Below are 23,372 nucleotides of genomic sequence, written 5' to 3' on the forward strand. Positions count from 1 at the left end.
CAACCGCTACATCCCCAAGGATATTCCCAGCGAAGACGAAGACTGGCTGAACGTCTTCGTGTACCTGGACAGCGAAGACAAGCTGCTGGCCACCACCGAAAAGCCCAAGGTGCAGGTCGGCGAGTTCGCCAGTCTCAAGGTCGTTGAAATCAACAGCATCGGGGTCTTCCTCGACTGGGGCCTGCCCAAGGACCTGCTCCTGCCGTTTTCCGAAGAAAAACGCCAGATGAAAGCCGGCGAGTACTGCGTCGTGCACGTGTACCTGGACAAGCGCACCCGCCGCATCACCGCCACCGCGCGCCTGGACCGCTATCTGGACAAAGTGCCGCCGGCCTATCAGGTGGGTCAGGAAGTCGATCTGCTGGTGGTCGAAGAAACCGACATGGGTTTCAAGGCCATCATCAACAACGCCCACTGGGGCTTGATCCACAAGAACGAAGTGTTCAAGTTCCTGCGCTCGGGCAAGCAGGAGAAGGGCTACATCAAGGAACTGCGCAGCGACGGCAAGATCGCCCTGAGCCTGCAGCCGGTCGGTGCCCAGCTGGCCAGCAGCCTGAACGCCCAGATCCTCGACAAGCTGCGCGCCAACCAGGGCACGCTGCCGGTCAGCGACAAGAGCGATCCGCAACTGATCAGCGACCTGTTCGGCGTCAGCAAGGGCAACTTCAAGAAAGCCATCGGCGCCCTGTACAAGGACGGCCAGATCGTCATCCACGCCGACCGCATCGAACTGGTCTGATGCCCGTTGCGCAGCCCGCTGTCAGGGCTGCAGGAACGGCGCGAAGCCGACGCCGCTGCCAGCGGGGCGTACGTCCTTGAGAAACGAATCCTTGTCGGCGCTCAGCTCCAGGCTGACGGTCGACTTGCGCTTGCCGGCGTTGCGCACCACCAGACCTTCGATGTGCTCGCGCAGGAAGGCGGTCGTCACTTTCACGTGCAGCAGCTGATCGCTGGCAGGGGTGTGCAGCAGCAGGTGAATCCATTCGTACTGGCCGATCTGCAGGCGGGCCACCGGAATGTCGAACCACCAGATGTTGCGCTTTGGGTCCAGCAAGGCGAAATGGCAGTTGTTGACGCCGAGCACCGCGCCACCCAGTTCCTTGTTGCGACGGGCGATGGCTTGGGGTTTGTCGAGTTTCATGAAAATTCCTACTGGTATGACGCTTCGGCACTGACCGAATCCGACCGGCATTCTGCGGGCAAATCGCTGGAACATAAAGCTCCGACCAACCGCCGGTGTCTGCCAGATGACCGCGGCGTCTTTTGCCGCGCAAAATAATTTGAAACTCTGGCGACCCGACGTCGGTCAATTCTTGTGTCGAGACAAGACATTCCTAAATGACCAGGAGACTTATCATGAGCGGCACTTCAGACAAGATCAAAGGCGTGGCCAACGAAGCCGTTGGTAACATCAAGCAAGGCGTCGGCAAGGTCACCGGTAACGAAGAACTGCAGGTCAAAGGCGCAGTTCAAGAGAAGAAAGGCGAAGCACAGCAAGTCGAAGGCGACGTGAAAAACGCCGTCAAAGACACTGTGAAAAAACCCTGAAGTAGAGTGTTCTCTGCTTGAATGAGGTTTACCAACGGTCATCTATCGATGGCCGTTGTGCTATTGGGCAGACACGGACGTACATACTCTGACTGTCGTTTTTCCTGCGGCTTTGCGGTAGAAAGCCGGCTCTGAGCTGCCGGGCCGCAACACGCCTTGCTGCAGTTGCCTGATCCAATCATGTTCTGCACCCACCCAGGCGGCGTATTCGAAGGTTGAGTGGCGCAAGGAGACGCTATGTTATTTCCCCACATGCATAACCTGCCTTTCATGAAGGTCATGGTTCGCACAGTCAAGGAATTCGTCGACGACGAAATGCCGACCTATGCTTCGGCGCTGGCTTACCAGATGCTGTTTTCCCTGTTCCCCTTTCTGCTGTTCCTGATCGCCCTGATCGGTTTCCTGCATTTACCCGATTTCTTCACCTGGATGCGCCTGCAAGCCGATCTGGTCCTGCCGCCCCAGGCGCTGGAACAGGTCAATCCGGTCATCGACCAGTTGCAGCAGTCCAAGGGCGGCTTGCTTTCCATCGGTATCGTGGTTGCGCTGTGGACCGCCTCGGCAGGTGTGCGCCTGACCATGAGCGCCATGAACGCCGCCTACGATGTGGTCGAGGAGCGTCCGGCCTGGAAGCGCATTCCGCTCTCGATTTTCTACACCATCGGCTTGGCCGGCATGCTGTTGTGCGTGGCGGCCCTGATGGTCACCGGTCCGCAGGTCATGCAGTGGCTGGCCGGGCAGATCGGCATGGAAGACTTCATCGTCACCCTGTGGACTATCCTGCGCTGGCCGCTGATCGTTATCCTGCTGATGATCGCCGTGGCAGTGATCTACTATGTGATGCCTGACGTGAAGCAGGAATTCCGTTTCATCACGCCAGGCTCGATGCTCGCGGTGGTGGTCTGGATCGTCGCCTCGCTGGGCTTTGCCTATTACGTGAAGACCTTCGCTGACTACAACGCCATGTACGGCAGCATCGGCGCGATCATTGTGTTGCTCCTGTATTTCTATATCTCTTCGGCCGTGCTGTTGCTGGGCGCCGAGATGAATGCGGTGATCGAACACATGTCGGCCGAGGGCAAGGACAAGGGCGCCAAGGACCCGGACGAACAGGCTCCGGCGGTGGACCAGACGGCCACCCAGCCCAGTGGTGAAAAGGACTTGCGCCCGGAAGCTGCCATACCGTCCACAGTGGTTCCTCGCCCGCAACCCTGAGTCGACGCTGTCAGGCGATGGCCGCCTCGGCCCTCACCAGGGCCAGCAAGTCCTTGCTGGCCCTGTAGCGTTCCAGGCGTTGGGCCAACTCGGATGGCAGCGTGACAGCCTTCTCAAAGCCAGCTCGTCGATAGTAATCGTGCAGCTCAGGTGCGCAGAACAACCATACCGGTCCACCCAGCGAGGCTTGAGCCCCATTGAGCAGACCTCGGCCGTAGCCCTTGTTGCGATGCTCGATTGCCACGTGAAGCCCGGTCAGCCAATGACCGCCGGATATCGGCATGAAGTTCGCCCCCGCGATGATCTCACTGTCGCGTGCCACCCACCAGCGCGCATTGCCCACACTGCGCATGCGACTTCGTTGCAGCTTGTAGAACTTGTCCAGCAGCGGTCTTGCCTGGGGCAGTAATTCGATGAATTCCACGCAAATGTGTCCTGCTGTTACCAAAGTGTCGGGTTTGCCCAATCGCGGGAAAAATTGCTTCGTGACGACACTGACGCTGTAGTAAGGTCCGGGCCTCTTTTTTATGACGGAGATGCGCTGTGCAGCAGCCGATTCGCAATCCACTCTATCTGGCCGGCCTGATCACGCCCCTTTGGCTGGCCATCGCGCTTATCGTGGCCGGCAGCCTGTATCCGGGGTACAGCCATGTCAATCAGGCCATGGGCTTGCTGGGCGCCATCGATGCGCCCACCCACGCGCTCTGGCCCTGGCTCGCTCACTTCCCGCTGGGTGTGTTGTTGATCGCGTTCGGCATTGGCCTGTACATGCGTCATGCCCATCTGCGGCTGGCGCGTCTGAGCGCTTCGCTGGTCATTGTGCACGGTCTTGCCAGCCTGGCTGCCGGCTACTTTTCCTGTGATAACGGCTGTTCGCTGGAATACCCGTCGATGCAGCAGAACCTGCACACCATCGCCAGCGTGATCATGTCCGCGAGCTTGTTGCTGGCCAGTGCATTGTGGATTTTCGTGGCACGCCGCGAAGGCCGCAAGGGGCTTGTCTGGCTGTCCCTGGTGTGCAGCCTGTTCGCTCTGGGCTGCCTGCCGTGGATGGCAGCTGCCATGGACGTGGGTCGTGGTTTCGGGCTATTCCAGCGGGTCAATTACTTTGCCTCGCTGTTGTGGATCGCCGGGCTGGCCTGGGCGCTGTTCAAGGACGACCGCAGCGGGCAGCTCTGAACGGCTCAGGTCATCATGACTCAGGTCATCAAGGTGATCCAGATGGCCGCAGCGCCGATCAGTGTGACCATGCTGCCCAGGCCGAGCACCCCGGTCACGTCGGCCGGAAAGCATGCACGACTGATCCCTTCGACACGGCAGCGGTAACGGCGGCGCTGGCTCATCCAGATCGCCAGCGCCGCCATCAGCGTCAGGGCAATCAGGGCCCCGGCAAAACGGCCGTGGTGGGGCATCCAGCGCAGAAAGAACAGGCTCGCCACCAGCATTGCCAGCAGCGTGCGTCCCCAGGCCAGCAAGGTGCGTTCGGGCTGCAGGCCTTCATCCTGATGGCCTGCCTGAGGCAGGCTCATCGCAATACCACAAAGGCAATCAAGGCGGCCGTGACCAGGGCACCGCCAATCGACAGCAGCGGCACCAGCAGCGGGATGGGCAGCGGTTGCTTGTGCCGCATGGCCCGCTCCACGTTCAGCCAGCGCAGGCTCGCGCTGGCACTGAGCAGCATGCCCAACAGCAGCAGGATGACCGCCAGCGTCTTGCGAAACTCCGGCGCGAAGACGTCCGCGGTGAACGCCTCGACGGCGATGCCACCGGCCATCAGCGCCAATGCCGTACGGATCCAGGCCAGAAAGGTGCGTTCGTTGGCCAGAGTGAAGCGGGGGTCGGGCTCGCTGCCGCCTTTGAGCAGGCGCAGCTGTCGCGCGCTTCGCTCGCCGTGCTGAGGGGGGATCCCGGGGTCAGGTCTCGCCATGTGGTTGCCAGGCAGGGTGTGGAAGTAGGGCGATGCTACCACCGTCGCCCGTCGGGCCGTGCACTTTCATCCGCGCAGGCGCTCGAACGGCAACGGGCTCAGGCGGCGGTGACCACGGGCAGGTGGAAGACGAATTCGGTACCGCCTTCATCGCTGGAGCTGACTTCGAGTCGGCCGTCGTGGGCCAATGCAATCTGGTAGGCGATGTACAAGCCCAGCCCAAGGCCGCCGCGCGGACTGCGCACGCTGGGCCGAGCGAATGGCTTGAACAGTTGCGCTCGCACGTTTTCGGCGATCGCCGGCCCCTGGTTATGCACCGCCAGCGTGAACTCCTGATTGGACAGACGACCGCTGACGCGCACATCGCTGTCCGGCGCACCGTGAATGATGGCGTTGGACACCAGGTTCGAGAGCAACTGGCCAATGCGCTCCTTGTCGCACAGCACGCCCTGCAAATCGTCGACATCCATCGAGATGACCCGCTCGGGGTGGATGCGCTGCAGCTCCGAGACCACATGTTCCAGGCTGCGCGTGAGGTCGGCATCGGGTTGCAGGTCGACCACGATACCGGCGCCCAATCGTCCGCGAGCGAAGTCCAGAACGTCCTCGATCAGTTGCGAGGCGCGGCGTGCACTGGTCTGGATATGCTTGACGATGCCCACGCTGCGCTCATCGGCGACCCGTCGCTGCAACAGCTCGGCGCCAGCGTTGATCGCGAACAAAGGATTACGCAGGTCATGGCCCAGCACCGCGATGAACTGGTCGCGCAGGTCGGCCATTTCCCGCTCCTCCAGCAGCGCAGTGGCCGTGCGCTGGTGCCGCTCCTCGTTCTCCATCTGCAGCGACAGCAAGCGCGCGAACGACGCCATCATCGCCTCGATACTGGTGCCCCTGAGGCGGGTGGGCCGCGGATCGAGCGCACAGATCGTGCCGAAGAAGCTGCCGTCGGCCCGGAAGACGGGCGTGGCAATGTAGCTTTCGAAACGATAGAGGCGCGGCGTGGGGTGGTTGCAATACACCTCGTCTTCGCTGACCTTGTCGATGATCACGGTCTGATGGCTGGTGCGGATCTCTTGACACAAGGTCGTGGTCACGTCCAGCCCGTCGCCGACTTCCAGGCCCAACCCGATATTGTCGAGCACCGCGCAGGTGGTCCAGGCATTTTCGGTCACACGGGCAACGGCGGCGAAGCGCAAGCCTGTGGTTTCGCAGATGACCTGCAATATGGAAGGGACCGCGTCGATGCGCGCGATGGTGGCTATGTCGGCTGCTGCAGTCGTGCCCATGAGGTGTCCACTGTGGTTGCGCAGGCCGGGACCATTGACGGTCGTGTCCGGGGATGCCCCGATTCTAACGAGGCGTTCGGGGCCTGTAAAAAAATGTTGGACAGCCTGTCGATCAGCGGGCGTGCAAACCTGCTTGATGCCCTTGTCGTGACCTGCGCAAGTCGGTCTGTTGCTGAAGCAGCGGTGTCAATGCTGCCGTCTCCATGGCCTCACCGAGGTAAAGGCCTTGGACTTCCGCACAGCGGTCGTCCTGCAAGGCCCGCAGCTGTTGGTCAGTGCCGACGCCTGCACCGATTACCCTTGCGCCCATGGCTCGACCCAGGTCGATGATGCCTCGCACCAGCCCGCGATCCTGTGGATTGCTCACTAGACCGGCGACGAAGCGTGGGTCGATCTTCACGGCATCGAATGGGTAAATGCGCAAATACCCCAACGAACAATAACCGCTGCCGAATTCGTCGAGTATCAAACCCACCCCCGATTCCTTCAAGGCCGTAAGGGCTCCCATCGCGCCGTCGGCACAACCCAGCATGACCTGCTCGGCAACTTGCAACTGCAAGCGATTGGCCGGCAGGCGGCTGTCGGTCAACGCATCGCGCACATCGCGGGCGACGTCGCTGCGGCTGAAATACGCTGGCGCCAGGCTCACCGACACCGCAATCGACTGCGGCCAGTGCCGCGCCGCCGCGCACGCTTCGCGTAGCAGCCAGCGCTCGATGGGCACGATCAGGTCGCTGCGCTCGGCCAGAGGCAGAAACGCGTCGCAGGTGAGCATTCCTTCGACCGGGTGCTGCCAGCGCAGCAGTGCCTCGACGGCAATCACCCGATCACCGTCGGCGCTGTACCGTGGCTGGAAGTGCAGCAGCAATTGGTCATGCTGAAGGGCGGAGCGCAGATCGGTTTCCAACTGCCGAAGGTGCTGCTGGCGGTCCAGCGCAGGCGCGAAATGCTGCCAGTAGCCGGGGCCTTGCGCCTGTGCTTCGCCTAAGGCGAGCTGAGCGCAACCGATCCACTCGCGGGCGTCTCCCCGGCTGGGATGATCATGGACCACGCCGATGTTCACCCCCACCTGCAATTGCTTCACGCCGTGCACGATGGGCCTTTGTATATTATCGATCAGGCGCTGGCAGAAACGCTCGATCTCGATCATCACGTCGATGCTGGCGAGCACGATCATGAATTGCCCATCCCGCAGACGGGTCACCAGATCATTGCTACGTGTGCTGTCGCGAAGACGACCGGCGACCGTACGCAGGATGCAGTCGAGCGCAGGTTGCCCCAAGGTTTCGCCCAGCTGCTCGAAACCGGTCAGGTCCAGCAGCAACAGGGTCAAGGGCACAGGACGAAGACGATCGGCCAGGGTCTGATCGAGAAACCGCGTCAGGGCATGCTCGTCTCCCAGCCCCGTCACCGCATCGTGGGTCGAGCGATGAGCGAGCTGAGCCTGGGCGCCGACCTGATCGGTGATGTCGAGCACCGTGCCGCGGTAGCCTGCAATCTGCCCATCATGCACGATAGGGCAGGCGACGATGCGGCAGTGGCGGGTCTGGCCGATGCTGTCGCGATAGCTGCAGCGCAGATGCCCGACACCTGACGAGCCGTCACCCAGTTGCTGCAGCCACTGGCCAGCCGGAAGGGTTTCGCACTGCAATAGCAGCTCGACCGGCTGGCCCAGCCACACATCCCGCGCCAAACCGGTTGCGGTGGTGAAGCTCGAGGAAAGGTAGCTGACACGCAAAAACGCGTCGGTTTCCCATATCCAGTCCGAAGAGGCGTCGGCCAACGCGCGCAGTCGCTCATCGCTGCACCGCAGGGCCTCGTTTTCGTGCTGCAACCGAGCATGGTCCTGATCGATGTCACGCAAGCTGCGCAAGGTCTTGCGCAACAGTGCACCGGAAAAGATCAGCACGGCCAGCAGCAGCGCAGCAAGCGTCGGCAGCGACATGGACCACCAGGGTTCGCCACCCGGTGGCGAGGCCTGCACGGGCAAGCCGGCGCCGGCATCGTCGAGCGAGATCACGGGCCGGCCACTGTTTTCGCCCAGGTCTCGCTCCACGCTGGCAGACTGGGTTGCAGTTGTCTGGGCCGATAAGCCATTGGCAGGCTCCGACGCAGTGGGAATACCGAGTACGGCACCGCCGATGATCAGCACACAGGCAAGGATGGGCAGAACGAACGCCAGCACCAGAACCCGTGTGTGGCGTGAGTAGCGTGAGGCATTGGCGGCATCAACAGCATTCATGGGCAGCGGTCCCTGCGAACAGATATTTCCGGGTCCCATCTGGACGTGTGACTTCGGGCCATGGTTCCCCTCGAACGACCAGGCGCCGGTCACCGGAATCCGCCCCACCGATCGGGCCGGAACTCTCACTTCGCACGTCAGGCCGAAAGCGTATGCTGTAGCACGCACCTTTCAACCCGAGGGCTGCATGAAAATTCCACTGCTTTTCGGAGTGCTTGCACTTATGACGTCGTTTTCGCCCAATGCCGAAGAATTGCCCGCCTCGTTGCGCGAGGACGGCCAGTATCGCAATCAGGTGGTCCTGCCCAAGGACGGCTTCATGAAGAAACTGCGCATCGGCATCAAGTACCTGCTGCTGAGCAAGCCACCCGGCACCCGCCCGCAGGCGCCGCTGCCGGTGGAGCAACTGTGGCGCGACCAACTGCTGGCGGCGCCGGACTACAGCCTCTGGCGGTTGGGGCACTCCACCGTGCTGCTGAAGATGGGTGGGGAGTTTCTGCTGACCGATCCGGTGTTTTCAGAACGAGCCTCCCCGGTACAGTGGGCCGGTCCTCTACGCTTTCACCAACCACCGATCAGCATTGCCGACCTGCCGCCGATCAAGGCGGTCATCCTGTCCCACGACCACTACGACCATCTGGACGAACACGCGATCAAGGCGCTGGCCGGCAAGAGCGAGTATTTCCTGACCACCTTGGGCGTAGGTGACCGATTGCTCGAGTGGGGCGTACCGGCCAGCAAGGTTCGTCAACTGGACTGGTGGCAAGAAACCCAGGTCGGCGGCTTGCGTCTGGTGGCGACGCCCGCGCAGCATTTCTCGGGCCGTAGCCTGTTCGACAGCAACAGCACGCTGTGGGCGTCGTGGGTGATCATCGACAAGGACTTTCGTCTGTTCTTCAGCGGCGATACCGGTTATTTCCCAGGTTTCAAACAGATCGGCGAGCGTTTCGGCCCGTTCGACCTGACCCTGATGGAAACCGGCGCCTACAATGTCGCCTGGCCGAACGTGCACATGCAGCCCGAAGAAACGCTGCAGGCGCACCTGGATGTACGCGGCAAGACCCTGCTGCCGGTGCACAACGGCACCTTCGACCTTTCGATCCATGACTGGCACGAACCCTTCGACCGCATCAGCGCGCTGGCCCAGGCCAAGGGCGTGCCGTTGAGCACGCCGCGCATGGGAGAGCGCATCGATCTGCGTCAGCCTCGACTCGGCGAGCACTGGTGGGAGCAAGTCGATTCCCCGGCTTCCGCAGTCACACCTTGACTGGTCAAGGCATCAGACGTCGGCGTTGGGTTCCTTGCGTGACTTGCCCTTGCCGCCATCCTTGGGTGGCAGACCGCTTTCGCTTCTGATCTGCGCATGGGCGATCAGGGCGAAGATGAAGCTGCCGCCGATGATGTTGCCTGCCAGGGTCGGTGCCGCGAAATCGAGCCAGAAGGCCTTCCAGTCCAGCTCGCCAGCCCACACCAGGTAGGACACCTCTGCCGAGCCCACCACGATGTGGGTGAAATCGCCCAGGGCCATCAGGTAAGTGACGAGGATGATGATCCACATCTTCGCGCTTTCCTGCGACGGGATCATCCAGACCATGGTGGCGATCATCCAACCGGAGATGATGCCCTTGGAAAACATCTGCGACAGGTCGTTTTCCATGACCTTGCGCCCAATTTCGAGAAAGGCCTCGTCGGTCTTGGTATCGAAGATCGGCAAATGCAGCATGACGTAGGACACCAGCAAGGTCCCCATCAGGTTACCGCCCAGTACCACGCCCCAGAGTTTGAACAGCCGTCCGAAATTGCCTGGGCTCGGCTTGCTCATGACCGGCAATACGGCGGTCAGGGTGTTCTCGGTGAACAGTTGCTGGCGTGCAAGAATCACTGCAAGAAAGCCGGCCGAGTAACCCAGGCTGGAGATGACCTTGCTGGCCTCGCCTGCGGGCAGACGGGAGTTGAACAGTCCCATGGCCATCAGCGACAGGCCCATGGTCAGGCCGGCGGCCAGGGCCGACCAGAACAGGGCGGCTACGGTACGCTCCAGTTCATGGTCGCCCTGTATGCGGATGGTTTCATGCAACACCGCCGCGCGGGGCGGCTGGTTCTCATGGACCTCTTCTTTTTCGTCGGCCGACAGGCCAGGCGTCTTGCCGTCTTCTTCAGGGGCATCAAGGCGGGGTTCGTGCTTTTCCATGGAGATTCCTGCGAATGCGGTGGCGCGCGTGCCGGGTGCACGGCTGCCACAGCACAGACCTTCAAGGCACTGAATAAGTTGCGTCACCGCCCGCCAGACATCGGCTACAGGCCGAATACCTCGCGCAGCGCCTTGGCATACGCCTGGCTGCCCAGGGTCATGCTGTTGTTATGCGTACCGCCGGGCACCAGCAGCAACCGCTTGGGTTCGGCCGCGGCATCGAACAGTTCCTGGCTGAAACGCGGCGGCACATAACGGTCGTCCAGGCCATGAACGATCAGCACCGGAATCTTGATATCACCGATCTTGTCGATGGAATCGAATTTCTCCGACATGATCCAGCGCACCGGCAGCGAAGTGTTGGCCACCGCCGCTGCTGCAGCAGCCAGGTCGGTGAAGGTCGACTCCACGATCAGTCCGGCTGCTTTCGGCTCACTGCCCTCGGCCAGATGCTCTGCCAGATCCACCGCGATCGCGCCGCCCAGCGAATGACCATAGATGAAGCGTCGCTCGGCTTTGGGCTGCAACTGCACCAGGCGCTGCCAGGCAGCCTGGGCGTCCTGGTACACGGTGCGCTCGGATGGCAGATCGCCGGGGCTTTCGCCGAATCCGCGGTAATCGATGGCCAGCACCGAGAAACCCAGCTCGCGCAGCTGGCTGATGCGGCGCACCTGTGCGGTCAGGTTCCAGCGTGTACCGTGCAGGTATAGCACCGCCGGTGCATCGGCGCGCGGCGCCGGCCACCACCAGGCATGCAAGTACTGGGTACTGCTCAGGGCCTTCTCCACTGGAATCTGCAATTCGGTGACGCCCGAAGGCAAGCCTGCGTACCAGCTGGCCGTGCCTGGCTCGATGTTGAACAATAACTGCCGCTCTTTGTAGGCCAGTTGCGAACAACCGTAGGGCAGGCCGACACCGATCGCCAGCGCCAGCAGCAGAAAGGGAAGCCAGCGCCGGCGACGGGGCGCGGTGGTAGGTGTTGCCATGCATGCAAACTCCAAGCGGGTCTCTGCACTGGACCTGAACGGGCCCGACGCTGTTCCCTCGCGAATTGGTTTCAAGTGGTGTCAGCGCTGGCGTAGGCAGCCACCCGGTTGCCATCGGCAGGACGATCTTCTACTGTCCATCGACTACCGATGATCGCGCCGCCGTCGCAGGCGGCGTTTCAATAAAAAGGACAACACATGAAAATCGTGATGGTGGGGGAGGCCGCAACACATCGCGAGGCGCTCTCCGCAGCCCTGGATTTCCCGACGCAGTTCGTCGCGCTGCCCCGCGAGGCCCACGAATCGGACGCCTGGGACGATCAGATCGAAGGTGCCGACGTAGTGGTCTCGATGCGTTTCCAGCGGCGTAGCCCGGCTCCGGCCTTTCGTTTGCTGCACGTGCCCGGTGCCGGGCTGGATGGCATCGATTTCACCGCGCTGCCCGTTGGCGCAACCGTCTGCAATGTGTTCGAGCATGAAATTCCCATGGCCGAATACGCCTTGGCCTGCATGCTCGAACATCAGGTCGAACTGGCGGCCCTGCGAGCTCGCTTCAGTACCGAGCAATGGACGCACGCCTACCTGAAACGCCAACCTCGCGGCGAGCTGTTCGGCAAGACCGTGGTCATCGTCGGCTTCGGCCGCATCGGCCACGCCGTTGCCAGCCGAGCCCAGGCATTCGGCCTGCACGTCATCGCCATTTCCGCACGCGCCGAGGGTGGACGAGTGGACGGCCCCATGGATGAAGCGTACACACCCGCCGAACTTGACCAGGTGCTGCCCCGTGCCGATTTCGTCATTCTGACCTGCCCGTTGGACGAGCGTACCCGTGGTTCCTTCGCGGTCGCCCAATTCGCTGCGATGCGCCCTGATGCCGTGCTGATCAACATCGCCCGCGCCGCCGTGGTCGATGAGGATGCGTTGTACCACGCGCTGCGCGACCACCTCATCGCCAAGGCCTACCTGGATGTCTGGTACCGCTACCCCAGCGGCGACACCGACCCGGTCGCACCCGCTCACCACCGCTTCGAAGACCTGTCCAATGCCTACTGCACGCCCCACGCCTCCGGCTGGACCCAGGGCCTCTTCGAACGCCGCTACGCCTTCATCGCCGCCAACATCAACCGCCTGCACCAAGGCCAGCCCCTCCAGAACGTCGTTACAAACCCCCGTCCCGTCTAACACCCGACGCGGCGACACACCCGGCCCCCTGTAGCAGCGGCGCGAGCCGCGTTCGGCCACACCGCAATCTCCCTGAACCACCGCACCTGCTTCCCACATACGCCCCAAATCCTTCCTACACCGCAGCCCCCCAATCCCTCTGCCTGGACGCACCACGGCTTCGCACACTGACGCCTCCTCAAGCTGACCGACAAGGACTGTCGTTTATGACCATTGGCTCATCCCACAACCATCCCGCCGACATCGCGGCCACCTTGCAAACCGCCGCCAGCCTGCCTTGGGCCGCTCGTTTTCCCAACCCTCCGGATCTGTGTTTCGACTACCGTCGTCTGCTCGAGCAAACCGACGGCATTGCTCACGGCGGTAACGCACAACACCGCATCTGCATCATCGGCGCGGGCGTCGCAGGCCTGGTGGCAGCCCGTGAGTTGCTGCGCTGCGGCTTCGAACGCATCACCTTGATCGAGCAGTCGCGCCGTCTCGGCGGACGTCATCTGACCGTGCACCCGGACGGTCCGCAATCCACAGCGTCCTCCACGCCTTTCGAAATGGGCGCGATGCGCATGCCCTTTTTCAATCGCAGTGGCGAGGCGCCCGCGCAAGGCCGCTCATTGATGGCGTACTACGCTGGGCTGTACGACCTCAAAACCTCGGACTTCCCGAATCCCGGCACGCCCTTCGTGCGCTCCACCGGTGTTTATCTGCGCGAAGGCCAACTGGCAGGGGAGGGCGAACCCCGGTTGCTGGTCTGGAACAATCCAGAGGGCAACACGCCACCGCCCACCGCCGCGTTGCAGGCTGTCTACCAAAAATGGAAACTGTTCGCCGAGCGGATGGCAACGCAGGTTGCCGCCGTGTTCGGCAGCCAAGCATGGCCGACCCTGTGGTCTGCCATCGTCACGCGCTACCAGCATGTGCCATTCCGCGAGCTGGTCCGTTCTGCCGCCATCACCGCCTGGGATCCCGGCAACCCCGGAGACTTCGGCGGGCTGGGCATGTCGGCCGACGAGTCTTCGATTTTCTACGCCATCGGCATAGGCGACGGCAGTTGGGGCGCCTTCTACGACGTCTGCAGCCTGTACCCGCTGCGCACTGCGATCTTCGGCTTCAGCAGTCACCTGCAACTGGTGCATGGCCGCGTCGATGGCCAAGGCAACCCGCTACCAGCTCCTTTCCAAGGCGAGCAAGCCGTGACCGACTCCAAGGGCGTGACGTTCGCTACACCGCGCTACCTGGGTCTGGCCGCGCTGGATGAGTGCCTGATGTTCATGCCTCTGGAAGAAGGCGCTCGCTCGCCTTACGAGCGATTGCGCCAGCAGCCTGCCGGGCTGATCACCGACAGCCCCGTGAACCGCCTCACCCGACTGGCCGATGGCAGCATCGAAGTGGGCTACCGCTGGCATCAGAGCGACGCACTGGCCAGCCGGCAAATGACGGAGCAGTTCGATTCGGTCATCGTCACGGTGCCCTCCTGGATCCTCGAAACACGAATCCAGGTGGAAGGCTTCACCTCGGCCATGCTCCCCCAGGCCACCATCAATGCCTACAAGACCGCGCATTGGGAAACCAGCTGTAAAGTCTACGCCCCGCTGAAGAAAACCTTTCTGTCGGCCCATCGTGACATCCCGCAGATCCTCGTCACCGACAGTTTCGTACACGACGTCTATGCTTACCGCTACAACGACAACTATGCCTACGACTGCATCCTGCTCAGCTACACCTGGGAGGACGATGCGACCAAGCTGGCGGCTTTCAGCGATGCCGAGCTGGTCGACAAGTGCATTCGCGAGCTGGACCGCATCCTGCTGCGCTGCAGTAATGTCGGTTCACGTATTTCTCCGTTCATCGACACCGCCAACGCGTGCGTGCAGCGCTGGGTCACGGACCGCAATGCCCTGGGCTGCGCCAAGCTCTACCGCGCCGGGGCCTACCAGGATGCAGTCGGCCTGATGAGCTACAACCGCGACTACAGTGCTCGATCTGGGCTGTACCTGGCGGGTGAGTCCTTTTCGGTCGACGCCGGCTGGACCGAGCCGGCCATGCGCGGGGCCGTCGATGCGGTGATCAACCTCTGCGCCAACCAAGGTGTAGCGTTCAACGGCGGATTCGATCTGTCCCATTACCCTCGGTATGGCACTGAGTCCTGAACCCGATCGAGTCCGTAGGCGTATTGAACGACTTTGTACGGTTGGCAGGATTACTCCTACACCAGCTTGGGAATCGTCCTGTTTTTTAACCCAGACGAATGCGTTTCTATGCGGAGGCAATCCAAAAACAACAAAAAGGTGCCTCCATGTCCTCTGCTTCCGCTATCAGCCCCGTGCGGGTCGCTGTCGTTCAGTTCGATCCGCAATGCGGTGTCGACCACCGCACGTTCAACCTCTCCCATAGCCTGCATCTGGCCCAGCGCGCCGTGGCCGAAGGTGCCCAGTTGATCGTGCTGCCCGAATTGGCCAACACCGGCTACGCCTTCCGCAACCGCGAAGAAGCGTTCGCGTTGGCCGAGACAGTGCCTGAAGGACCCAGTGCTCAGGCCTGGATCGAGTTTGCGCGCGAACACTCGGTCTACCTTGCCGCCGGCCTGGCAGAGCGTGACGGTCACAAGCTCTACGACTGCGCCGTGTTGGTCGGCCCCGATGGTTTCATCGGCAAGTACCGCAAGGCGCATCTGTGGAACCTGGAAAAGCTCTGGTTCAGTCCCGGTGACCTCGGCTTTCCGGTGTTCGAGACGCCCATCGGGCGCATCGGCCTGATGATCTGCTGGGACGTCTGGTTCCCGGAAGTACCACGTCTGCTCAGCCTGCAAGGAGCCGACATCATCTGCAGCCTGAACAACTGGGTCTGGACGCCACCGCCGCTGTTCGATGAAACCGGCAAATGCATGGCGTCTTACCTGACCATCACCGCCGCCCACGTCAACAACACCTTCATCGCCGCCGCCAACCGCATCGGCACCGACCGCGGCGATCGCTTCCTCGGCTGCTCGTTGATAGCCGGCACCAACGGTTGGCCGCTCAGCGAAGTGGCCGGCGCCGAAGAGGAAACTATCCTCTTTGCCGACATCGACCTGGTCTCGGCACGCAGCGCACCGATCTGGAACAGCCTCAATGATCTTCCACGCGACCGCCGGGTCGACCTATACGGCTCTATGCTGGGCTATGACCGCCATGCTGCATTGCCGCGCTGAGGAGGACTGTCCATGGATACCTCTCTGCACGACACACCAACGCGCGCATCCAGCGGGACTCTGACAGGTTTGCTGGTGCTGTCTCTGGCGATCACGCTGACCGTGATCAGCGGCAAGCTGCTGGCTGTCGATGCGCTGTGGCCCGGCTATGGCGACATGATGGCTAACCTCCACCATCCGGCGGCCTGGTGGCGCTGGATAGTCGGCGATATCAGCGAAGTGGCGTTCTACAAACACGAGTTCGCCTCCATCGGCTTGCTCGCCGGCGCCGGGCTGGGCTGGTGGGCCAATCGCACCGGCAAACGCTGGCAGGGTTTCGCAATCTGCTACGGCACCGGCCTGTGGCCATGGGTGGTGACCAGTTCGCTGCTGGGTCTGGGCCTGGGCAACCTGCTCTGGGGCTGGACGCTGTCGGCCGATACCTGGCAGCCAACCTTCGTCGCCTTCGTTTCCATGCCGGCGGCCACCGTACTGCTGTTCGGCCGTGGCTGGCGTGTGGCGCTCACTGGAGCTGTCATGGGCGCCGTGCTGATCACGCCAGCCTGCCTGTTGATCGTCAAGTACGTGTGCACCCCGCTGGCCTTGCCGGTGGTGATCGGCAATGTCACGGGCATGGCAGTGGGCAGCGTCATCGGCTTTCTGCTGTGCAAACGCTTCCCGGCCCTGGTGAAGCCCGATGCGACGCCCTCGACAGCGCCACCGGTGGTGGCCGCGACCCCGGACTACGGGGTGCGCTGGACCTTGCGGCGCATCCTTGCCGACTTCTCCGAGGCGCCGTTCTTCGGCAACGAGTGGGCCAGCCTGGGGTTGGTGCTGGGCGCGCTGCTGGCCCTGATGCTCAATCCGGCCAGCCCGTTCTACGGTTCCGGCTGGCTGTTGCAGTTGTTGGCGGCGCAAACCCTCGCCTCGGCACTGGGCGTGCTCATCTGGCGTCATCAATGGATAGCCCGCGGCTGGTACCCGACCTACATACCCGTGGTCTCGGTAGCCCCCGCCGCGATTCTGGTCCATGGTGGCAGCCTGCCGGTGATCATCCTCAGTGCCGCACTGGGCGCATTGCTGGCGCCGCCACTGGCCGTCGCCATCAGTCAGCGGTTACCGTCCTATATGCATGGCTACATCGGTAACGTGCTGTCCATGGCCATCAGCACCTTGCTCATCCTGCCACTGATCGGCCTGATCATCGGCAGTCCCAACCTTTAACGGAGAACCGCCCATGGCTCTACCCAAACTGTCCGTAGGTGCCCTGGGCGGCACTATCAGCATGCAGGCCCAGCCCACTGGTGCAGGTGTTCAGCCCAGCCTGAGCGGGCAGGGCATGGTGGATCTGCTGCCGCAACTCACGTCTCTGGCCGAGATTCAGGTGCACACGCTGAACCTGTTGCCCAGCGCCTCCCTGAGCTTCCAGGCGTTGCTCGATGCCCTGGATTGGGCACGCGGCTGCATCGCCGCCGGTTCGGTGGGCGTGGTCATCAGCCAGGGTACCGACACCTTGGAGGAGGCCGCATTCTTTCTCGACCTGCTCTGGGATCTGGATGAACCCCTGGTCCTGACCGGCGCCATGCGCGCGGCATCCCACTGCGGTGCCGACGGCCCGGCCAACCTCCTCGCCGCAGGGCAAGTGGCGCTGGCTGAACGCAGTCGTGGTCGTGGCGTGCTGGTGGTGATCAACGATCAAGTGCACGCCGCATCGCGAGTACGCAAGGTCGCCGCCTTGGCAATGGATGCCTTCGCCTCGTCGCCCTTCGGCCCGGTTGGACTGATGGTCGAAAACCAGGTGCATTACGCCGCTCCACCCCCGGCTCGCCACTGTGTGCCGTATCCCACTCGAACCGATCACAGCGTGTTGCTTCTGGAAGCAGCGTTGGATGCAGACACCCTCTTGCTCGACAGGGTCGTCGACGTCGGGTATCAAGGCCTGGTCATTGCCGGCTTTGGCGCTGGTCATGTTTCGCAGCGCTGGGCCACCTGCTTGCAGGCCATTGCCCAGCACCTGCCGGTGATAGTCGCTACCCGCACCGGCCAGGGTCCCACCGCCAGTGGCAGCTACGGCTTTGTCGGCGGCGAAATCGATCTGCAAGCCAAGGGTGCAGTCATGGGCAGCTTTCTCTGCCCACGCAAGTGCAGGATCCTGCTTTGGACCCTGCTCGGCAGCGGCCAGCAGGGCGCCCTGCAAGCCTATCTCGCTCACTTGGGCGACTAGGCCGCGGCAGATCCGGGGACATCGTCGACGCTGGCGGCTACAATGCGAGCATTCTTTTGATGACCCGATCGAGCAGACCATGGCCTACAACATCAGCAACGACGCGCTGACCGACGAACAACTGGATTACGTGGAAGAGGTGCTGGGGCAATACGCCAGCGAAACATCGGTCGGCAGCATTTCCGAGCTCGACGGTTTCTTTGCGGCCATCGTTTCAGGTCCACAGGCGATCGCCTTCGACGACTGGTACGCAGCGCTGTGGGGTGGTCCCGACCAACTGCCGGTCTTCAAGGACGACAAGCAGTTCCAGAAATTCTTCGATCTGCTCATCCAGCACATGAACCAACTGGCCATGCTGTTGGAGGAAGACTTCGAAAACTTCGCGCCGATCTTCAATCTGTTCGACGATGAGGAAGTCGTCAGCGTCGAGGACTGGTGCTACGGCTACGAGCGCGGTGTCGTGGTGGGCGGCAGCTGGCTTGATATGCCCGACCAGGAACAAGACCTGCTCGCGCTGATCACCTTGCACACACAGGGCGTCGACCTGCTCAAACGCGACGGTTCGGGCGAAGAGCTGGATGCCGAAGAAGCCATGGAAATGATCCAGATGGCCGCGATCCGTCTGCACCAGTATTGGTTCGAGCGTCGTCCGAGCAACACCCCGGTCATCGCCGAAACTAAAGCCGGGCGCAACGATCCCTGCCCGTGCGGCAGTGGCAAGAAATTCAAGCAGTGCTGCCTGCATTGAGGATCGAACACTGCGCACCGATTGCAAGTGGGTGATTTTTTTACCATTGGCGGCAAATTGCCGTTGACAGCGGCGCGTCAATCCGTAGAATTGCGCGCCACAGCAGGCACGTAGCTCAGTTGGTTAGAGCACCACCTTGACATGGTGGGGGTCGTTGGTTCGAGTCCAATCGCGCCTACCAAACAAATCCGCTCTGCTGGGCGGTGCAGAAGGGCGATCCGAAAGGGTCGCCCTTTTTCGTTTACGCGCAATAGGCTTGCACGCACTTGCCCCAATGGCCTGTGGCGCGCATTATTCCGATCATTTCCTCGACTTGGCCCATTGCATGACTCACAGCCCGGCCCCATCGCCTATCGACGAGTCCGAACGTCTGGCTGCGCTCGAGCATCTGAGTGTGCTGGACAGTCCTCCGGAGCCTGGTTTCGACGATATCGTCCAATTGGCAACGCAGCTGTGCGCAACGCCCATTGGCCTGGTGTCGCTGGTGGACCGCGAGCGTCAGTGGTTCAAGGCCTGTGTAGGGCTCGACGTTTCCCAGACCCACCGCGACCTGGCGTTCTGCGCCCATGCCATTCTGGCGCCCGATGCCGTGATGATAGTGCCGGACACCCATCTCGACCCGCGCTTCAAGGAGAGCCCGCTCGTCTTGGGCCCGCCCTACATTCGTTTCTATGCCGGCGCGCCGATCATCACGCGCCAGGGCTCGGCACTGGGCACCGTCTGCGTCATCGACACCGTGCCGCGCACGCTGGAGGTGTCGCAGTGCAATGCCCTGCAGGCCTTGGCAAGGCAGACCGCAGCACAACTGGAGCTGCGCCTGCTCAATGAAGAGCGCGAGAAACAAACCCTTGCCCTGTCCCGTCAGTTGGACAATGTGCTGGGTGAGCAGCAGCAAACCCTGTCGACCTTGCGACATGCCCAACGCATATCCTCGTTGGGTCAGCTCACCGCCGGCATCGCCCACGACTTCAACAATCTGCTGCAAGCGGTCAGTGCCAGCCTGCAAATGACCCGTATCAAGGCACGCAAGCCCGTGGAAGTCGAGCGCCTCACCGAGATCGGTTTGCAGGCCGTGCGGCAGGGCGCCCAACTGATCCACCACCTGCTCGCTTTTGCCCGTCGCGAAGAGCCCAGCGTGCACGCGGTGAAGCTCGACGAGCGGATCGAGCACAACAGCGATCTGTTCGGCCGCGCGCTGGGCGCCACTACCCAGGTGCTGCTGGATCTGCAGGCGCCCGCCCAGGCAGTGATGTGCGACGCCCATCAACTGGACGCCGCCTTGCTCAACCTGCTGGTGAATGCCCGCGATGCCCTGCGCGGTGCCGGACAGATTCGAGTTGCAACCTGTCTGCGAGCGGTCCGCGGCGACGCGCAGCTGACCGATGGTGACTACCTTTGCCTGAGCGTTGCCGACGACGGACCAGGCATCCCTGAAGACGTACTGGCTCAGGTTTTCGAACCCTTCTATACCACCAAGGGCTCAGGGCAGGGCACGGGGCTGGGTTTGTCGCAGGTATACGGCTTTGCCTTGAGTGCCGATGGCATCGCACGGATCGAAAGCCGAGCGGGCGAGGGCACCACAGTCACCCTCTGGCTGCGTCGCACGGAAACGGTATAGCCAATCGCTTACACGCGGTGGCTACAATCGCCTCTATTGCGATCTTCACCACAGCAGTATTCTAGCCTCACTAACTGAGACGAAGGATACGACTCAGGGTCAGGGACGACCGGCCATTGCAAGGAAGCTGCTGACAGGATGTTGGAATGGCTAGACAAAAAACCCGCTTCGGCGGGGTTTTTGTTGGGCGCAGTTTTTCTCTCACATCGCGGCAGGACTTGTCTGCCGCGATGGCAGATCAGGTTACTTGCCTGCCACGATCCGCTTGACCATGGCGGCGTGACCACTCGCATCGCTGGCACGGGAAATCACCTGGACGACCGACATGGTCTGGCCTGATCCGGCCACAAAGGTGGTGGTCATGGTTGCACCGCCACCCATGGTCGCAGTGCTGTCTATCTGCTCCACACCCAGCTTGCGCAAGGTGATGCGCTTTTCGGCCGTTTTCTTGAAATCAGGCAGTGCGCTTGCCTGCTGCTCGATGAAGCCCGCGGTGGCGCCGGTCAGAAATTCATCGTCGTTGTCGGCGGCATGCCCACCCTTGGGAATGGGCAGTTCGGTGGTCACTACTACACGTTTCTCACTGTCATTCATGTACATCATCCCCTTGGCGCCCGCCGCATCGCTTTTCGGATCCGCAGGGGGCAGCGGGTTGACGGTATAGCCAGCTGGCAGGGTAAACATGAATTTGCCATCAAGCGTCTTGACGGTCTGTGTCTTCGGCGCGCTCGGTGCCGGCTTGGCGGCCCAGGCCACATTGGCCAGGCCCAGCGTTAAAGCGAGAAACAGGCAGGTGCGGCGCATTGACGAAACTCCAATAGGGTCAGGAGTGGGATCCTACTCCAGACCCATTGGCTTGAGAACGCGTGTGAACCTTACTTGTCCAGCGCCTGCACCAGCTCGTGAGCGAACCTGACCCGTGCTTCGTTCGGGTAATTCTTGTTGGCCAGCACGACCACTCCGATTCTCTTCGACGGTACGAACGCCACATACCCGCCAAACCCGTTGGTGGCTCCCGTCTTGTTGATCCATACCTCGTCAAGCGGCTGCAGCGGACTTGTAGGCTGGGTGGTCAAAGCCACTGCGTTGGAGTTGCCTTGCACCAGGGTGTCGAGCGCGACCGGATAGCCGTATTGTTCCCAGATCAGTCCCTGCGTCATGCCGCCTACCCTGAAGTAGCCCTGCTGCGTGGCCTTCAGCGCTTCACGAAGTTTCGCCGGAACCGTCACCGTACCCATCTGTGCCTGCAGGTAGTGAAGCATGTCTCGTGCACTGGACTTGAATCCATAGGCTTCATCGGCCAGCACCGCAGGATTTAGCCGTACGGGCTGATCATTCTTGTCGTAACCCTGGGCATACAGCGGCAATTGGGCGGCTGGTACATCCAGATAGGTATGGGCAAGGCCTAGGCCAGGAAGCAGTGTGTCGTGCACGGCCTGGGCGAAGGAAACATTCATGCTTTTGGCAGCGATCAGTCCGAGCAGGCCGATGCTGGGGTTCGCATAGCTGCGCTGGGTACCCGGCGCATAGCTGGGTCGCCAGTCGCGAAAGTACGTCATCAGTTGCGCATCGTTCTGGATGTCATCCGGCAGTTGCAAAGGGAATCCGCCAGCACTGTGAGTGCCCAGATCAGCCAGCGTCACCTGATCCAGCGGTGTGCCGCGCAACGCTGGCAGATATTGGCCAGGATGATCGCTCAATGACAGCTTGCCATTGACCTGCGCATAGGCGGCCAAGGCGGCAGTGAAGGTCTTGCTGATCGAGCCCAGCTCGAACAATGTGTCTGCAGTGACAGGTGTCCGTGCCTCTCGTGAAGCCAGTCCATAGTTGAAGAACATCTGTTGACGCCCATCGGTCACCGCGATCGCCATGCCGGCGATGTTGTACTGACTCATCAGGGACTCGGCCCGAGCCTTGACCAGGGTTTCGACTGCGGATGGGGCAGCCTGGACGCTTGTCCCCGTCCACGCCGTCGCGAATGCCACCAGGCATCCAACGGTCATGAGTGTGCGGGATCTGCCCATGAATGACTCCTTTGTCGTTTTGATCGGTACTGATTGTCTCTGTCTAGATGCTCTATTATCCCGGCATCTCGCTTTCCCGTGCCAGCCGCTATGATGGGGCGTCTGTGAAAACGCCGCGAGGAATCATGAAATCAACAACCTGCATGCTTCTGGCACTGCTGGCTCCGTTGTACGCCCACGCCGCAGGCGACGCTGTGGCCGGTCAGGCGACATTCGAAAAAAACTGTGGTGGCTGCCACAAGGTTGGCCGAGGAGCCCAGGCCGCCTTCGGCCCGCAACTCAACGGAGTGATCGGCCGTCCCGCGGGAAGCACGAACGACTACAGCTATTCAGCCGAAATGAAGAACTCGGGCATTGTCTGGACTCCCGAGAAGATCGCAGCCTTCGTCGAGGCACCCAGCGATGTGGTGCCCGGCACCAAGATGCGCCTGTGGTGGTTTGGCAATGACCAGAAAATGGCTGACCTGCTCGAGTACCTCAAGAGTAATCCGTAGGACAGGTGCCACGCGGTGGGATTGGGCAGGGGACTGACATTTAGGCGGCATCCTACAGTTGAGTATGAAACCCCACCCTTGGCAGTCTGGCCCGTCTTCGTATCATTGAGCGCTTCCATCACGGAGGACTGAATGGCGAAGGTGACAGTATTGATCGGGGTGGCAACGTTGTGTCTTGTGGCCTGTGCACCGAGCGGCCAGTACCCGCACAATGGAATGAATACGCCGGATCCCTGGCGCAAGGGGCCGGCCTCGTACCGTGAACTGCCCATGGGCGACCCAAAACGGCAGCACCTGTGCCAGTTGGAGTCGAGTCGACCTGAGTGCGAGCTGGTCCCGCCAGGACCTTGAGGCGCCAAATGGTCAATTGATCCACAGTCGTAAAAAACTTCCCGAGGGCTGTTGACTCCCCTGCAAAATCTTGTAATATGCGCCTCCCGCTGACGAGCAATCGAAAGCGCAAGCGGTTGAAGTTGTTCGAGATTCTCAAAAAACTTCAAAATAAACGCTTGACAGAATAT

23 protein-coding genes and 1 tRNA gene are annotated in these 23,372 nt (G+C 61.8%); 14 read left to right on the forward strand and 10 right to left on the reverse strand.

All coding sequences use genetic code 11. The features are described from left to right. On the forward strand, positions 1-739 hold a 739-nt coding region (locus B2V21_RS13310), incomplete at its 5' end, for a CvfB family protein (RefSeq protein WP_286917092.1). 21 nt (positions 740-760) lie between these two features. On the opposite strand, the gene B2V21_RS13315 is transcribed toward B2V21_RS13310, so the two are convergent. Next, on the reverse strand, positions 761-1,141 hold the full coding sequence (locus B2V21_RS13315; protein ID WP_049862488.1) for a hypothetical protein: 381 nt from the start codon (positions 1,139-1,141) through the stop codon (positions 761-763). A 215-nt stretch (positions 1,142-1,356) separates the two neighbouring features. Between B2V21_RS13315 and B2V21_RS13320 the strand changes: the two genes are divergently transcribed. Next, the gene (locus tag B2V21_RS13320) at positions 1,357-1,548 is read left to right on the forward strand and encodes a CsbD family protein (protein ID WP_049862489.1); all 192 of its coding nucleotides are present in this window, start codon (positions 1,357-1,359) and stop codon (positions 1,546-1,548) included. 237 nt (positions 1,549-1,785) lie between these two features. Next, positions 1,786-2,763: a YihY/virulence factor BrkB family protein gene (locus tag B2V21_RS13325; protein ID WP_286917093.1), complete on the forward strand. Its 978-nt coding sequence runs from the start codon at positions 1,786-1,788 to the stop codon at positions 2,761-2,763. 10 nt (positions 2,764-2,773) lie between these two features. On the opposite strand, the gene B2V21_RS13330 is transcribed toward B2V21_RS13325, so the two are convergent. Next, positions 2,774-3,187, reverse strand: coding sequence for a GNAT family N-acetyltransferase (locus tag B2V21_RS13330; protein ID WP_286917094.1), 414 nt, complete (start codon positions 3,185-3,187; stop codon positions 2,774-2,776). A gap of 119 nt (positions 3,188-3,306) precedes the next feature. On the opposite strand from B2V21_RS13330, the gene B2V21_RS13335 reads away from it, so the two are divergent. Next, entirely contained in the window at positions 3,307-3,942 is a 636-nt protein-coding gene (locus tag B2V21_RS13335) for a DUF998 domain-containing protein (protein WP_082223741.1), read from the forward strand. Positions 3,943-3,962: 20 nt separating this feature from the next. Here the strand turns inward: B2V21_RS13335 and B2V21_RS13340 are convergent, their stop codons facing one another. The 4 genes from B2V21_RS13340 to B2V21_RS13355 form a co-directional block, all read right to left on the reverse strand. Beyond that, positions 3,963-4,292, reverse strand: coding sequence for a DUF202 domain-containing protein (locus tag B2V21_RS13340; protein WP_056844269.1), 330 nt, complete (start codon positions 4,290-4,292; stop codon positions 3,963-3,965). Beyond that, on the reverse strand, positions 4,289-4,690 hold the full coding sequence (locus tag B2V21_RS13345) for a YidH family protein (RefSeq protein WP_049862492.1): 402 nt from the start codon (positions 4,688-4,690) through the stop codon (positions 4,289-4,291). The genes B2V21_RS13340 and B2V21_RS13345 overlap by 4 nt, the downstream gene beginning before the upstream one ends. 98 nt (positions 4,691-4,788) lie before the next feature. After that, on the reverse strand, positions 4,789-5,976 hold the full coding sequence (locus B2V21_RS13350; RefSeq protein WP_286917095.1) for a GAF domain-containing sensor histidine kinase: 1,188 nt from the start codon (positions 5,974-5,976) through the stop codon (positions 4,789-4,791). A gap of 112 nt (positions 5,977-6,088) precedes the next feature. Further along, positions 6,089-8,218, reverse strand: coding sequence for a putative bifunctional diguanylate cyclase/phosphodiesterase (locus B2V21_RS13355; RefSeq protein ID WP_286917096.1), 2,130 nt, complete (start codon positions 8,216-8,218; stop codon positions 6,089-6,091). 187 nt (positions 8,219-8,405) lie between these two features. Between B2V21_RS13355 and B2V21_RS13360 the strand changes: the two genes are divergently transcribed. Further along, on the forward strand, positions 8,406-9,485 hold the full coding sequence (locus B2V21_RS13360) for an MBL fold metallo-hydrolase (RefSeq protein ID WP_286917097.1): 1,080 nt from the start codon (positions 8,406-8,408) through the stop codon (positions 9,483-9,485). A gap of 12 nt (positions 9,486-9,497) precedes the next feature. On the opposite strand, the gene B2V21_RS13365 is transcribed toward B2V21_RS13360, so the two are convergent. Both B2V21_RS13365 and B2V21_RS13370 read right to left on the reverse strand, forming a co-directional pair. Then, positions 9,498-10,409, reverse strand: a complete 912-nt coding sequence (locus B2V21_RS13365; RefSeq protein WP_049862496.1) for a formate/nitrite transporter family protein — start codon at positions 10,407-10,409, stop codon at positions 9,498-9,500. A gap of 104 nt (positions 10,410-10,513) precedes the next feature. After that, a complete protein-coding gene (locus B2V21_RS13370; RefSeq protein ID WP_049862497.1) occupies positions 10,514-11,395 on the reverse strand; it encodes an alpha/beta hydrolase in 882 nt (293 codons plus the stop codon). A 198-nt stretch (positions 11,396-11,593) separates the two neighbouring features. Between B2V21_RS13370 and B2V21_RS13375 the strand changes: the two genes are divergently transcribed. From B2V21_RS13375 to B2V21_RS13410, 8 genes are all read left to right on the forward strand, one after another. After that, positions 11,594-12,577 carry a 2-hydroxyacid dehydrogenase gene (locus B2V21_RS13375; protein ID WP_286917098.1) on the forward strand — a complete coding sequence of 328 codons (984 nt, stop codon included), beginning with the start codon at positions 11,594-11,596 and terminating at the stop codon, positions 12,575-12,577. A 206-nt stretch (positions 12,578-12,783) separates the two neighbouring features. After that, positions 12,784-14,724 (forward strand): flavin monoamine oxidase family protein, encoded by a 1,941-nt coding sequence (locus tag B2V21_RS13380; protein ID WP_286917099.1) that lies wholly within the window; start codon positions 12,784-12,786, stop codon positions 14,722-14,724. Between the two features lie 146 nt (positions 14,725-14,870). After that, positions 14,871-15,764, forward strand: a complete 894-nt coding sequence (locus B2V21_RS13385; protein ID WP_049862500.1) for a nitrilase family protein — start codon at positions 14,871-14,873, stop codon at positions 15,762-15,764. 12 nt (positions 15,765-15,776) lie between these two features. Further along, positions 15,777-16,967: a hypothetical protein gene (locus B2V21_RS13390; RefSeq protein WP_056844277.1), complete on the forward strand. Its 1,191-nt coding sequence runs from the start codon at positions 15,777-15,779 to the stop codon at positions 16,965-16,967. 13 nt (positions 16,968-16,980) lie between these two features. Next, on the forward strand, positions 16,981-17,967 hold the full coding sequence (locus tag B2V21_RS13395; protein WP_286917100.1) for an asparaginase: 987 nt from the start codon (positions 16,981-16,983) through the stop codon (positions 17,965-17,967). 79 nt (positions 17,968-18,046) lie between these two features. Beyond that, positions 18,047-18,715 carry a UPF0149 family protein gene (locus B2V21_RS13400; protein WP_049862503.1) on the forward strand — a complete coding sequence of 223 codons (669 nt, stop codon included), beginning with the start codon at positions 18,047-18,049 and terminating at the stop codon, positions 18,713-18,715. Positions 18,716-18,819: 104 nt separating this feature from the next. Continuing rightward, positions 18,820-18,896: transfer RNA gene (locus B2V21_RS13405), tRNA-Val, on the forward strand. A 144-nt stretch (positions 18,897-19,040) separates the two neighbouring features. Then, a complete protein-coding gene (locus B2V21_RS13410; protein WP_090359932.1) occupies positions 19,041-20,333 on the forward strand; it encodes a sensor histidine kinase in 1,293 nt (430 codons plus the stop codon). 243 nt (positions 20,334-20,576) lie between these two features. On the opposite strand, the gene B2V21_RS13415 is transcribed toward B2V21_RS13410, so the two are convergent. Further along, complete coding sequence (locus B2V21_RS13415) at positions 20,577-21,137, reverse strand: hypothetical protein (RefSeq protein ID WP_049862504.1); 561 nt, start codon at positions 21,135-21,137, stop codon at positions 20,577-20,579. Between the two features lie 71 nt (positions 21,138-21,208). Next, on the reverse strand, positions 21,209-22,357 hold the full coding sequence (ampC, locus tag B2V21_RS13420) for a class C beta-lactamase (protein WP_286917101.1): 1,149 nt from the start codon (positions 22,355-22,357) through the stop codon (positions 21,209-21,211). A gap of 125 nt (positions 22,358-22,482) precedes the next feature. Between ampC and B2V21_RS13425 the strand changes: the two genes are divergently transcribed. Further along, on the forward strand, positions 22,483-22,851 hold the full coding sequence (locus B2V21_RS13425) for a c-type cytochrome (RefSeq protein WP_286917102.1): 369 nt from the start codon (positions 22,483-22,485) through the stop codon (positions 22,849-22,851). Positions 22,852-23,372: the final 521 nt, after the last annotated feature.

This window comes from Pseudomonas sp. UBA6276 (assembly GCF_002438365.1).
Taxonomy (GTDB): domain Bacteria; phylum Pseudomonadota; class Gammaproteobacteria; order Pseudomonadales; family Pseudomonadaceae; genus Aquipseudomonas; species Aquipseudomonas coleopterorum.

Bases quoted from the DNA above. Each gene is read 5' to 3' on its own strand.
- B2V21_RS13385 (WP_049862500.1), top strand. From the start codon at position 14,871: ATGTCCTCTGCTTCCGCTATCAGCCCCGTGCGGGTCGCTGTCGTTCAG.
- B2V21_RS13415 (WP_049862504.1), bottom strand. From the start codon at position 21,137: ATGCGCCGCACCTGCCTGTTTCTCGCTTTAACGCTGGGCCTGGCCAAT.
- B2V21_RS13380 (WP_286917099.1), top strand. From the start codon at position 12,784: ATGACCATTGGCTCATCCCACAACCATCCCGCCGACATCGCGGCCACC.
- B2V21_RS13350 (WP_286917095.1), bottom strand. From the start codon at position 5,976: ATGGGCACGACTGCAGCAGCCGACATAGCCACCATCGCGCGCATCGAC.
- B2V21_RS13365 (WP_049862496.1), bottom strand. From the start codon at position 10,409: ATGGAAAAGCACGAACCCCGCCTTGATGCCCCTGAAGAAGACGGCAAG.
- B2V21_RS13370 (WP_049862497.1), bottom strand. From the start codon at position 11,395: ATGGCAACACCTACCACCGCGCCCCGTCGCCGGCGCTGGCTTCCCTTT.
- B2V21_RS13340 (WP_056844269.1), bottom strand. From the start codon at position 4,292: ATGAGCCTGCCTCAGGCAGGCCATCAGGATGAAGGCCTGCAGCCCGAA.
- B2V21_RS13395 (WP_286917100.1), top strand. From the start codon at position 16,981: ATGGCTCTACCCAAACTGTCCGTAGGTGCCCTGGGCGGCACTATCAGC.
- B2V21_RS13325 (WP_286917093.1), top strand. From the start codon at position 1,786: ATGTTATTTCCCCACATGCATAACCTGCCTTTCATGAAGGTCATGGTT.
- B2V21_RS13360 (WP_286917097.1), top strand. From the start codon at position 8,406: ATGAAAATTCCACTGCTTTTCGGAGTGCTTGCACTTATGACGTCGTTT.
- B2V21_RS13355 (WP_286917096.1), bottom strand. From the start codon at position 8,218: ATGAATGCTGTTGATGCCGCCAATGCCTCACGCTACTCACGCCACACA.
- B2V21_RS13400 (WP_049862503.1), top strand. From the start codon at position 18,047: ATGGCCTACAACATCAGCAACGACGCGCTGACCGACGAACAACTGGAT.
- B2V21_RS13345 (WP_049862492.1), bottom strand. From the start codon at position 4,690: ATGGCGAGACCTGACCCCGGGATCCCCCCTCAGCACGGCGAGCGAAGC.
- B2V21_RS13410 (WP_090359932.1), top strand. From the start codon at position 19,041: ATGACTCACAGCCCGGCCCCATCGCCTATCGACGAGTCCGAACGTCTG.
- ampC (WP_286917101.1), bottom strand. From the start codon at position 22,357: ATGGGCAGATCCCGCACACTCATGACCGTTGGATGCCTGGTGGCATTC.
- B2V21_RS13425 (WP_286917102.1), top strand. From the start codon at position 22,483: ATGAAATCAACAACCTGCATGCTTCTGGCACTGCTGGCTCCGTTGTAC.
- B2V21_RS13320 (WP_049862489.1), top strand. From the start codon at position 1,357: ATGAGCGGCACTTCAGACAAGATCAAAGGCGTGGCCAACGAAGCCGTT.
- B2V21_RS13315 (WP_049862488.1), bottom strand. From the start codon at position 1,141: ATGAAACTCGACAAACCCCAAGCCATCGCCCGTCGCAACAAGGAACTG.
- B2V21_RS13375 (WP_286917098.1), top strand. From the start codon at position 11,594: ATGAAAATCGTGATGGTGGGGGAGGCCGCAACACATCGCGAGGCGCTC.
- B2V21_RS13390 (WP_056844277.1), top strand. From the start codon at position 15,777: ATGGATACCTCTCTGCACGACACACCAACGCGCGCATCCAGCGGGACT.